Origin of the sequence: Kitasatospora sp. NPDC091257 (assembly GCF_044757675.1) — a bacterium.
In the GTDB taxonomy this organism is placed as follows: Bacteria; Actinomycetota; Actinomycetes; order Streptomycetales; family Streptomycetaceae; genus Kitasatospora; species Kitasatospora lactacystinica.
Genome location: NZ_JBIVVI010000140.1, coordinates 1 through 11310 on the forward strand (window position 1 = coordinate 1; position 11310 = coordinate 11310).

General features: G+C 71.6%; 9 protein-coding genes and 1 pseudogene. All 10 read left to right on the forward strand.

From position 1 onward, the window contains the following. On the forward strand, positions 1 to 886 hold an 886-nt coding region (locus ACIQOV_RS09430; protein WP_401046734.1), incomplete at its 5' end, for a glycoside hydrolase family 1 protein. Between the two features lie 667 nt (positions 887 to 1553). Further along, a complete protein-coding gene (locus ACIQOV_RS09435) occupies positions 1554 to 2870 on the forward strand; it encodes a discoidin domain-containing protein (protein ID WP_401046736.1) in 1317 nt (438 codons plus the stop codon). A 2-nt stretch (positions 2871 to 2872) separates the two neighbouring features. After that, positions 2873 to 4150 (forward strand): MFS transporter, encoded by a 1278-nt coding sequence (locus ACIQOV_RS09440; RefSeq protein WP_401046748.1) that lies wholly within the window; start codon positions 2873 to 2875, stop codon positions 4148 to 4150. Next, a complete protein-coding gene (locus ACIQOV_RS09445) occupies positions 4147 to 5118 on the forward strand; it encodes a TolB family protein (protein WP_400297529.1) in 972 nt (323 codons plus the stop codon). Before ACIQOV_RS09440 ends, ACIQOV_RS09445 begins: the two co-directional genes overlap by 4 nt. A 214-nt stretch (positions 5119 to 5332) precedes the next feature. Next, positions 5333 to 5917, forward strand: a complete 585-nt coding sequence (locus tag ACIQOV_RS09450) for a cysteine hydrolase family protein (RefSeq protein WP_401046739.1) — start codon at positions 5333 to 5335, stop codon at positions 5915 to 5917. Then, positions 5914 to 6888 carry a GlxA family transcriptional regulator gene (locus tag ACIQOV_RS09455; RefSeq protein WP_401046742.1) on the forward strand — a complete coding sequence of 325 codons (975 nt, stop codon included), beginning with the start codon at positions 5914 to 5916 and terminating at the stop codon, positions 6886 to 6888. Before ACIQOV_RS09450 ends, ACIQOV_RS09455 begins: the two co-directional genes overlap by 4 nt. 64 nt (positions 6889 to 6952) lie before the next feature. Continuing rightward, a pseudogene (locus ACIQOV_RS09460) lies at positions 6953 to 7081 on the forward strand (family 1 glycosylhydrolase); the annotation flags it as partial. A 616-nt stretch (positions 7082 to 7697) separates the two neighbouring features. Continuing rightward, entirely contained in the window at positions 7698 to 8546 is an 849-nt protein-coding gene (locus tag ACIQOV_RS09465; protein WP_401046743.1) for a hypothetical protein, read from the forward strand. 66 nt (positions 8547 to 8612) lie between these two features. Then, a complete protein-coding gene (locus ACIQOV_RS09470; RefSeq protein WP_401046745.1) occupies positions 8613 to 9731 on the forward strand; it encodes a hypothetical protein in 1119 nt (372 codons plus the stop codon). Further along, positions 9728 to 11227 (forward strand): hypothetical protein, encoded by a 1500-nt coding sequence (locus ACIQOV_RS09475; protein ID WP_401046747.1) that lies wholly within the window; start codon positions 9728 to 9730, stop codon positions 11225 to 11227. Before ACIQOV_RS09470 ends, ACIQOV_RS09475 begins: the two co-directional genes overlap by 4 nt. Positions 11228 to 11310: the final 83 nt, after the last annotated feature.

Below are 11310 nucleotides of genomic sequence, written 5' to 3' on the forward strand. Positions count from 1 at the left end.
CGACCGCCTCGGCGACCGCGTCCCCGCCTGGATCACCCTCAACGAGCCCTTCGTCCACACCGTCTTCGGCTACGCCCTCGGCACCCACGCCCCCGGCCGCACCCTGATGTTCGAAGCCCTCCCGGCCGCCCACCACCAGCTCCTCGCCCACGGCCTGGCCACCTCCGTCCTCCACGACCGCGGCCTGGAGACGATGCTCTCCAACAACCTCACCCCCGTCGAGCCGGCCTCCTCAAGCCCCGCCGACCTCGCCGCCGCAGCCGCCTACGACGCCCTCCACAACCGGCTGTTCACCGACCCCGTCCTGCTCGGCCGCTACCCCGACCTCTCCGTCCTCGGCGTCCCCGACGACCTCTTCGGCGCCGTACGTGACGGCGACCTCGACCTCATCCACACCCCCGGCCTCGACGGCCTCGGGCTCAACTTCTACAACCCCACCCGCGTCGCCGCCCCCACCGACCCGGGCCTGCCCTTCGACCTCGTCGACATCCCCGACGTCCCCCACACCGCCTTCGGCTGGCCCGTCGTCCCCGACGCCCTCCGCCAACTCCTCCTCGGCCTGCGGGACACCTACGGCAAGGCCCTCCCGCCGATCACCATCACCGAGAACGGCTGCTCCGTCACCGAGGAGACCGACCCCGACCAGCCCCGCATCGACTTCATGGCCGCCCACCTCGACGCCCTCGCCCGCGCCGCCGCCGAAGGCATCGACATCCGCGGCTACTACACCTGGTCCCTCCTCGACAACTTCGAATGGGCCGAGGGTTACCACCAGCGCTTCGGCCTCGTTCATGTCGACTTCGAGACCCAGCGCCGCACCCCGAAGGCCTCGTACGCCTGGTACCGCGACCTGATCGCCACCCACCGAGCGCGGTGGGCTCGTTAGCCCTGGGTTGCCGGGCGCCTCAGGCCGCTGATACCAGCCTTGACACCGATGCCGAGCTGTCTTTCGCGCTCTGACGGTCGGCGCCCCGGCGTGGGTCGAGGTCGGGCGGATTGGTCGGGGATCGGGGCCGTGATCGAGTTCGGCGCCGCGCCGGGCGGCGGGGGCGCACTGGAGGCCATGACCTGGTCCTTCCCTGTGGGTTGTGAGCGATTCATGTGCGCTCTGTGAGCGGCGGGGCCGAGCACGGCCGGACGAAGTCGGCCAGTGCAGCGTGCACGCCGAAGGCCTCGTGCGCCCGGTACCGCGATCGCGTCGCGGCACACCGGGAACGGTCTGCGGCGATGGATCATGACGGACGGTCAATCCGATTGCCCTGTGGGGCACTCGGGCCGGGCGGCGGCACGATGCGGGCGACGGGACGGTGTCGTCGCCCTATTGATAGGGAACTTTACTTTCTATTACGCTGTCGGCTGGCGGCTTGGCGCGGCGTCCGTGCAGGAGGGACGTGACGCGCTCAGTGAGAGCTCTGACCCGGCCGCCGCGGCGGTGTGACGCCGCTTGCCGGTGAGTTCGTGTGGTGTGGACCGGAGTCCAGCTCTCGCCGTTTCTCAAGGTCATGGAGTCAGGGATGCGTCTGGGTGTCTCGGCAAGGCCTGTTCGTGTCGGAGTGTTCGCCGCTGTGCTCGCGTTGCTCGGCGGCCTGTTGCTCGGCTGGTCCGAGCGGGCGGGGGCGGCGGGCGATCCGCTGATCTCGCAGGGGAAGGCCGCGACGGCCTCGTCCGCCGAGGGGTCGTCGTACGCGGCGGGGAAGGCGTTCGACGGGAGCGCCTCCACGCGGTGGGCGAGTGCGGAGGGAGAGGACCCGCAGTGGCTGCTGGTGGACCTCGGAGGGAGCGCGGGGATCTCGCGGGTGAAGCTGAGCTGGGAGGCCGCCTACGCGAAGGCGTACCGGGTCGAGGTGTCGGCGGACGGCGTGACCTGGACGACGGTGGCGGAGGAGAAGGCCGGCAACGGCGGGACGGACGATTGGCCGGGGCTGGGAGCCAGGGGCCGCTACGTCCGGATGTACGGGACGGCGCGCGGGACGTCGTACGGGTACTCGCTGTTCGAGATGCAGGTGTACGGGGTGCCGGACGGCGGTCCGTCACCGACCGGCCCGTCACCGACCGGCACCACGCCGGGCGGGGCGTTCACCGTGGTGGCGGCGGGCGACATCGCCGCGCAGTGCACCGCCTCGGACAGCGGCTGTGCGCATCCGAAGACGGCCGCGCTGGCCCAGCGGATCGACCCGAGGTTCTACCTGACGATGGGTGACAACCAGTACGACGACGCCAGGTTGACGGACTTCCGCAACTACTACGACAAGACCTGGGGGGCGTTCAAGGCGAAGACCCACCCGGTGCCGGGCAACCACGAGACCTACGACCCGGCCGGGTCGCTCGCCGGGTACAAGGCGTACTTCGGCAGCATCGCCTACCCGCAGGGAAAGAGCTGGTACAGCTTCGACGAGGGCAACTGGCACTTCGTCGCCCTGGACTCCAACGCCTTCGACCAGAGCGCCCAGATCGACTGGCTCAAGGCCGACCTCGCGGCCAACGCGAAGAAGTGCGTGGCCGCCTATTGGCACCACCCGCTGTACTCCTCGGGCGGGCACGGCAACGACCCGGTCTCCCGGCCGGTGTGGAAGATCCTCTACGGTGCCAAGGCCGACCTGGTGCTGAACGGGCACGACCACCACTACGAGCGGTTCGCCCCGCAGGACCCGGACGGGAAGGCCACCGCGGACGGGATCGTGGAGATCGTCGGCGGCATGGGCGGCGCGGAGCCGTACCCGATCGAGCAGGTCCAGCCGAACAGCCAGAAGCGGATCAGCGGCGAGTACGGCGTGCTGAAGCTGGACTTCACCGACTCCGGCTACGGCTGGAGCTATGTCGGAACGGACGGCCAGGTCAAGGACACCAGCCCGAAGTACAGCTGCCACTGATGATGTACCTGGCCACCACCGGCCGCCGTCCGGACGCGCCGCCCCGCCCCGCCGGGCAGGGGCGGCGCGTCCCCGGCACGGTCATCGCGCTCGGCGCGGTCAGCCTGGTCACCGACGTCTCCTCGGAGATGGTCACCGCCGTGCTGCCGCTCTACCTGGTGCTGGGCCTCGGGCTCTCGCCCCTGCAATTCGGCTTCCTCGACGGGCTGTTCAACGGCGCCACGGCGGTGGTCCGGCTGCTCGGAGGCAGGCTCGCCGACCGCGGCGGCGGCCGGCACCGGACCGTCGCCGGGGCCGGCTACCTGCTCTCGGCGCTCTCGCGGCTCGGGCTGCTGCTGGCCGGCGGGGCGGCCGGCGGCATCGCCGCCGCGCTGGCCGCCGACCGGCTCGGCAAGGGCGTGCGGACCGCGCCGCGGGACGCGATGATCTCGCTCAGCGCACCGCCGGAGGCGCTCGGCCGGGCGTTCGGCGTGCACCGGGCGATGGACACCACGGGGGCGCTGCTCGGACCCCTGGTGGCGTTCGCGGTTCTGTGGGCGACTACGGACGCGTACGACGCGGTCTTCGTGGTCAGCTTCGCCATCGGGCTGTTCGGCGTGCTGGTGCTGGTCCTGTTCGTCCCGGCGGGGGCGGGGGCGGCGCCGGCGCCGGGGGCCGGGGTGGCCGGGGCGGTGGTAGCGGCCGCCGAGTCGACGCCCACCGAAAGGAGGAGGAGCAGGGCACTCGGCGATCCGGTGTTCCGGCGGGTCGTCACGGCCGCCGCACTACTGGGGGCAGCGACGATCGGCGATTCCTTCCTCTACCTTCTGCTGCAACGCGGCCTGGACCTGCCGCCCCTGCTCTTCCCGTTGCTGCCGCTCGGCGCTGCGGCCGGCTACCTGCTGCTGGCCGTACCGGCGGGCCGGATCGCGGACCGGACCGGGAGGCGCATTCCGTTCCTCTGCGGGCACGCCGCGCTGCTCGCCGCCTACCTCACCCTGATGGCCCCGCCGGGATGGCCGGTGGCCTTACTCGTCCTGGTGCTCCTCGCCGTCTTCTACGCCGCCACGGACGGCGTGCTGATGGCACTGGCCGGGCCGGTGCTGCCGCTCGACGGCCGCGCGAGCGGCCTCGCGGTGCTGCAGACCGGCCAGGCGCTCGCCCGGCTGGTCGGTGCGGCCGGCTTCGGTGCGGCCTGGACGTGGTGGGGGCCGCGCCCGGCCCTGGCGGTGGCCGCACTCGGGCTGGCCGCCGCACTTGTCGCAGCATGGCGGATCCTGCCGGAGAGGGAGGCCTCGTGAAGGCGCGTCCAGTGGTGCTGATCGCAGCCGCTCTGGTACTGCTGGGCGGTTCGCTGGGGTACGTGCTGCACGCCCGGCAGCGCAACGGCGGGCAGCGGCTCGTCGCCGCGGAGAGCTCGTTCACCCTGGACGAGCCCGGGCTCTACTACCGGGACACCGCCAGCGGGCGGGTCGCCCGCAGCCCGGGGGTGCCGGACGGGCCGTCCTGTGTCCGCTTCCACGCCGGGGGAGACCGGGCCCTGTGCCTGCGGGCGCTGCCCGGCACCCCGGCACGTACCCAAGCGGTGGTGTACGACCGACGGTTCACCGAGCTCCAGACGGTGACGGTGCCCGGGATCCCGAACCGGGCCCGGGTGTCGGCCTCCGGGCAACTGCTTTCCTGGACCACCTTCGCCGTGGGGGACTCCTACGCGGCGGGTACCTTTTCCACCCGGACGTCGATCCTGGACCTGCGCACCGGCTACCTGGTCAAGTCGGTCGAGTCCATCCCGCTGACCGTCGACGGTGCCCGCTACCACGCCGCCGACGTCAACTACTGGGGCGTCAACTTCGCCTCGGACGACAACCGTTTCTACGCCACCGTCTCGACCGGCGGCCGGACCCACCTGGTCGAGGGCGACCTCCGGGCGTGGTCGGCCCGCACACTGCGGGAGAACGTCGAGTGCCCCTCGCTCTCGCCGGACGGTACCCGGATCGCCTTCAAGAAGAAGGTCTCGGCCGACCCGGCGGCGCCCTGGCGGCTCCACGTCCTGGAACTGGCGGGACTGCGCGAGCACCCGCTGGCCGAGTCGCGCAGCGTGGACGATCAGGCGGCCTGGCTCGACGGGGAGACGCTCGGGTACGCGCTGCCGGCCCAGGACGGGAAGGGCACCGACGTCTGGAGCGTGCCGGCGGACGGCAGCGGGACGCCGCACCTGCTGGTGCCCGGCGGTTCGTCGCCGGTGACCGTTCCGGCGGCGTCGAAATGACCCGGCGGCCGGCGCCGCGCAGCCCCTACCGCTCGGTGGGGTGCTCGGCGGCATCACCAACCCCCACCGCGGAGCCCCGCGACGGCGCCCGCGGCCTACCGGCCTGGACGGCGTCCGTTCCGGCCGCTCGTTCAGCCCGTCCTGACCGGATCGTTCCGCATCCAGGCCCGATGGGGTCTTCATCCGGGCACCCCGCGGCGGTGAGGATCGAGGCATGACCAACGCACTCCTCGTCATCGACGTCCAGGAATCCTTCCGCCGCCGCGAGAACTGGGCGGCCGTCTCCAACCCCGGGATCGTCGGGCAGGTTGCCCGGCTCGTCGAGCACGCCCGGGCCAAGGGCGACCTCGTCGTCTGGGTCCTGCACGCCGAGCCCGGTACCGGGACGGTGTTCGACCCCGTCCTCGGTCACGTCCGCCTGATGGAGGGGCTGGTGCCGATGGAGGGTGAGCCGGTCGTCACCAAGACCTCGCACAACGCGTTCACCACCACCAACCTGCAGCAGCTGCTCACCCGGCAAGCGATCCGCGAACTGGTGGTCAGCGGCATTCGCACCGAGCAGTGCTGTGAGACCACCACCCGGGTGGCGGCCGACCTCGGCTACGCCGTCACGTTCGTGGTCGACGCGACCGCCACCCATCCGATCGAGCATCGCGACGCGCCGGCCGGGCGCAGTCTCGACGAGATCCTCGCCGATCCGCGCACGCTCTCCACGGAGGAGATCATCGCCCGTACCGAGTACGCTCTGGCGGGCCGCTTCGCCACCGTCACCACCGTGAAGGAGTTGACCGGATCGTGACCCGCGTCGTCTTCCTGCTGGTCCCGCAGTTGCACCTGCTGGACCTCGCCGGGCCCGCCCAGGTGTTCTCGACGGCGGCCGACCACGGGCTCGGCTACGCGGTCGGCTACGTGGCCGAGCAGGAGGACGTCCCCACGGCGCAGGGGCTCACGCTGCGGGCTTCCGTCGAGTGGCCCCGGCTCACGCCGGACGACCTGATCGTGGTCCCCGGTTGGCGGGCGTCGACGCTGCGGGCACACCGGGACCTCTCCCCGGCGACGCTGGAGCGGCTGGCCGCCCACCACGCGGCCGGCGGTACGGTCGCCAGCGTCTGCGCGGGCGCGGACGCGCTCGGCCGGGCGGGGTTGCTGGACGGGCGCCGCTGCACCACGCACCACGACCTCCAGGACGAACTGGCTCGCCGCTACCCGAGGACGGTGGTAGTGCGCGACGTGCTGTACGTGGTGGACGACCGGGTGGTGACCTCGGCCGGCATCGCGAGCGGCATCGACCTGGCCCTGCATCTGGTCGCCGTCCGGCACGGGCCGGCAGCGGCCGCCCGGATCGCCCGGGAGATGGTCGTCTACGCGCGCCGCAACGGCGACGAGCGGCAGGTCAGCGTGATGCTTCGGCACCGCGCCCACTTGGTCGACGCCGTCCACCGGGTGCAGGACCTGATCGACGCCCGCTTCACCGCCCGGCTCAGCCTCGCCGACCTCGCCGGCGCGTCGGGCGTCAGCGAGCGTACCCTCACCCGCCACTTCACCGAGGCCACCGGACTCACCCCGCTGCGCTACCAGCAGGAACTGCGCGTCGAGCGGGCGGAGCACCTCATCGCGCACGGCGCCACCACGGAGGCCGCCGCCCGCGCGGCCGGCTTCCAGGACGCCCGGATGCTCCGCCGCCTGCGCGCCCGCGCCGGAGTCGTCCACGCCGGTGCGGTCCGCGGCGTGGACGGGCTGGCAGAGTGCGTCAACTCCTCCGTCGGATAGTTGACTTGATGAGAGCCAGTGCCTTTCGGCCAAGGTCTTGCCACAATGACAGCCCGTTCGACGGGCCGAGGGTTACCACCAGCGCTTCGGCCTCGTCCACGTCGACTTCACCACCCAGCGCCGCACCCCGAAGGCCTCGTGGGCCTGGTACCGCGACCTGATCGCCACCCACCGGGAGCGGTGTCAAAGGTAGTTGGTCGCCAGGGCGGGAAGAAGCGGTCCGGGCTGATACACCGTGGTCAGGCTGCGCCGACCCTGGGATCGGGCTGGTGGGTCCGTGGGGTCAGGGCGCTCATTCGCCCTGACCCCACAACCTACTGAGGCTCGGGTGTGCTCAATGGGCTGCGGCCGATGAGTGCGTTCATCGCATGGAGGGCTGCTCGCCTGCGCTGGGGCTTCCTCGACCATACGGCCGGGCAGACCACTCCGAAGAAGAACAGCAGACCAACCGCCAAGCCCGGAGCGGCGGAGATTATGGCGATGGTCGTGTTGCCCTGGAAGCCCGCCACCATCGGGCCCGCGGTTGTAGCGGTCATGGCCGTCGGAGCCAGCCAGCGGGACGGACGCCCGGGTGCGCTGCCGCCTGGCGGGTTTGCCGATTCAGTGGACACGGGACCACCCGCACCCCGTGCATGCGTGCCTTCGACCATGCTTCTCCTTCTGGCGGCGGTGGCACCACGCCTTGCCGCCATGGAGCGACCGGTGCCTGGCGAAGACGATAGCGCATGGCTTTGGAAAAGTTTGGACGTTTTTCTTGGGTGATCTTGGTTGTTCTTGGAAAATGATGGACCGTGCACTAGCCTGGGGCCATGGCCGCATCAGTGGAGGAACTCGAACAGCGCCTCACGGTTCTGCGCGCCCGACTGAGGGAGTCGCGACGTGCCGGCGATTCGACCGCCGGCGCGCGGATCCGCAAAGAACTACGTGAGGTTGAGGCGGAGTGGGAAGCCGCACTGGACGCGGAGGAGTCCCTCCAGGGGTCGCCTGCCGTGACGCCGCCGGTGCAGGTCGAGCAATGGTCGCCCAGTCTGCCCGGCCGTGGGGCTGTCCCGGTGCGCGAGCAGGTCTACCAATCACTGACGATCCTCGGTGCGCCCGCCTCGCCGAAGCTCATCTCCTCGGTGTACGAGGCCTTCTTCTCCGAGTCGCTGGTAGCCACCAAACTCGCCTCGCTACGTCGCGATGAGGAGCGTTCCTTCGCTGTGCAGGGCTACTCCCGCCCCTACTACATCTGCGCCGCGATCAACCACGACCGCCTCACCGCGGCCCGTGGCCTGCTCGCGGTCTCGGTCTGGTCGTTGGAGCAGCGCCTGATCACTCCGCTCAGCCCGCGTGCCGACTTCCTTCGGCACGCGATCGGGACGGCCGAGCAGATCCAGCGCCTCGGCAACGCGGGCAACCCGCCGTCCGAGGCGGCATGGCGGCTGCTGCGCCGCTTCGCGCTCACGATTCCGGGCGCCTACAGCGAGTCCTCGCGGCCCGACCCGGAGCGGGTGCTCTCCGCCGCGCGAGCCGAGGCGGAGGTCCACCGAGGCGAGGGAAGCCGGGAGCGGATCGATGCCGCTCGCCGTGCACGCGAACAACTCAGCGACGTGCAGCAGCTTTTCGGTGCGAGGGAACTCCACAACGCCCTCCGCAGCGGGGGAGGGGTCCTGTAGTCGCGGGGTCCTGTATTCGCATCGGAACCTCAGGAGATCGGCGCCACCCCGGAACGAAGAGAGGCCATGCCTTCCCATTCACCCGAGCCGTCCGACCGGTTGGCTCAACTTCGCGGCGCGCGGCCGCCGTTGGCGTACACCGCCCGTAAGATCACCGCGCTGACGGCGAATCCGGCCTGTGCCCGGCGGTCCGTCCTGGACGCCTCGGGGGTCGACAAGACCGCTCTGGCCCGGCGGTTGGGCCATGAGCCGCGCTTCGGCCAGTCGCCGTTCGCCATAGCGCGGGAGGAGGCCTTCAAGGCCACCGTGCGCTGGGGCTCGTACGCCGAACTGATCCGGCTGCTGCGGGAGGATCTCGGCGTACCGGTCGACGAGGCCAAGCTCCAGGACCTCGGCGAGGTCGGTGGGATCACCTCGCTCGAACCTCGGGAGCGGGAGACACGTCGTGTCATCGAGCGGATCGCCGCCGGTGACGAGGAGCGGTTGATCCTGCAGAGCCCGGTGCTCACCGTGGAGGTGGCCGGCCGACTGGCCTACCTGGAACCCGATGCCCTGACCCACCGGATCAACGGCAGGTTCCATGTCGTGGCTATCAGGTCGTTCCCCGTGATCGACGGCCAGGCCGATCCGACCGCCGTCGCCCAGACCGCGAAGCAGGCCTCCGTGTACGTGCTGGCCCTGCGGCGCGCGTTCGCGGCCGCAGGGCTGGATCCGGAGCAGATCGCCGGCACCTTCCTCCTGGTCTGCCCCAAGGACTTCTCCAACCGGCCGTGCCTCAGCCAGATCGACCTGCGCCAGGAACTCGCCGCCCTCGACTTCCAGCTGAACCGGCTGCGGCGCGCCGAGGACCTGGCGCGCGGCCTTCCGGCGACGGCGACCCTCGACATCGACCGGGACCCGGCTGTGCTCCGCGAGTCGGTGGAGCAGCTGCCCGCCTCCTACGTCCCCGACTGCCTCTCCTTCTGCGAGATGGCCCACCACTGCCGCGACGAGGCCGACACCCACGGATACCCCGCCCGGCTGGGCAGCACCGTGCGGAACGCCCTGGCGGGCATCGACTCCACCAGCACTGCCCTTGCCCATCTCGACGGCGTTCTGCCGCCCGGCGAGGAGAACGCCGAGACCGTCGAACTGCTCATCGCCGCTGACCGGCTGTTCCGGCTGCGCACCGAGGAGACCGCATGAGCATGCTTGCCACGGTCGCGACGCTCCGCGCGACCCAGACCGGCAGGGCCCAGCCCCTGGCCACAGTCCGGCACCACCACCTGGACGACCGCCCGTTCGTCCTGGTGCCGCTGACCCTCGCCGGGGAGGCCTGTGCGCCGCTGGCCGCACTGGCAGGCACCGACCCGGACCATCCGACCCTGCTGACCGTCCGCCGGCCCAGGGACCGGGTCCAGCGGTTCCGGTTCGTCGAGGAGCTGGCCGCCCTGATGCTGCCCTACGTGGAGGGGTGTCAGACGGAGGCCGAGACCTACACCGTCGGCAGGGGTGAGAAGGCGGAGGAGCATGAGCGGTTCTGTCGCGCACCACAACTGCTGGTCCCCAACGGCGAAGGCATCGCCTACGTCCGGCGGCTCGGTCGGCTCACCCGGCTGCGCAGCGCGGACGGGCCGCATGCCGTTCACCCGGACGTACCGACGCTCGGCAAGTGGCTGACGTGGTTCGAGGGCCGGGCGGAGTTCCCCGGGTCGAGTGCCATGCTCGCCGTCAGCCGGGTGCTCACCGCGCACTGGGCGACCGGCCAGAGTTCCGCGGAGGACTCCCACCTGGCGGCGCTGGTCGCCTGGATCGATCCGCCTGAAGGCCGTACGGGGGCGGAGACCGCCCGGGAGGCCGAGAACCCGCTGGTCTGGCCGCCTGCCGGACCTGCCACGGATACCGGGTTCGACGCGGTCCTCGACGACCTCCTCACCCGCTTCGCGGAGGCCGAAGGGCGGGTGCGGGAGCGGTTGGGCGAGCGCATCGACCGTGCCCTGTGCGATCAGTTGCGGCCGACGTGGGACCTGGTCTGGCGGGGCGTCGGCCTGGCGCGCGCCCTGCCCGAAGGAGGGCACGTCGAGGAACGGTGGACCAGCGACCGTCGGCGGTTCTCCGACTACGCGGCCTATCTGGAGGAGCACGGCCACCCGCAGGGCAAGCGCGACCGCGCGGTGGGCGCGGCCCGGCGGCTGGGCATGCTGGAGGACGACACGTCCCGCTACCAGACCCAGCGGGCCTACGACGACCCCCTGGTGATGGCGGAGTACGAGCTGAGCGGAGAAGCGTTCAGTGGCACGGTCGTCGCCCGGGACGAGAGTCGGTTCGTGCCCGGTGCGAAGTACCCGCGCTGGCGTCCGACGATCACCGTGCGCAGCGAGCGTCTGGTGCGGCTCACTGTCGGGACCAAGGTGACGTCGCCCGGCCGTCTGCGGCAACCGGCCGCGATCATCGGCCTCACCCCGCACGAGGGGGTCCATCTGGTGACCGTCGAGCTCTCCGGCGGCTTCGCGAACCAGCGCAAGCCGCCCGCCCCGGAGGCCACCCTCGCCGAGACCGGCGAGACGGTGACCTACACGACACTCGGCGTCGACTCCAGGCCGGCGAAACTGCCCGCCGAGGAGAACACCCCGTGGACCCACGGAGGCCCGCCGGTGCCCTACGAACCGACCGACCAGGACGCCGAGGAGGAGTGGGCGTGAACGACACCACGACGGTGGCGGCTGCGATCCCGGCCGCGCGTACCCCCGCCGACGAGGCGAGGGGCCCGGGGGTCCGGGCCGAC

What these genes read in the sequence shown, in the direction of transcription:
- ACIQOV_RS09450 (WP_401046739.1), top strand. Translation starts at nt 5,333, where the DNA reads ATGACCAACGCACTCCTCGTCATCGACGTCCAGGAATCCTTCCGCCGC.
- ACIQOV_RS09470 (WP_401046745.1), top strand. Translation starts at nt 8,613, where the DNA reads ATGCCTTCCCATTCACCCGAGCCGTCCGACCGGTTGGCTCAACTTCGC.
- ACIQOV_RS09475 (WP_401046747.1), top strand. Translation starts at nt 9,728, where the DNA reads ATGAGCATGCTTGCCACGGTCGCGACGCTCCGCGCGACCCAGACCGGC.
- ACIQOV_RS09440 (WP_401046748.1), top strand. Translation starts at nt 2,873, where the DNA reads ATGTACCTGGCCACCACCGGCCGCCGTCCGGACGCGCCGCCCCGCCCC.
- ACIQOV_RS09465 (WP_401046743.1), top strand. Translation starts at nt 7,698, where the DNA reads ATGGCCGCATCAGTGGAGGAACTCGAACAGCGCCTCACGGTTCTGCGC.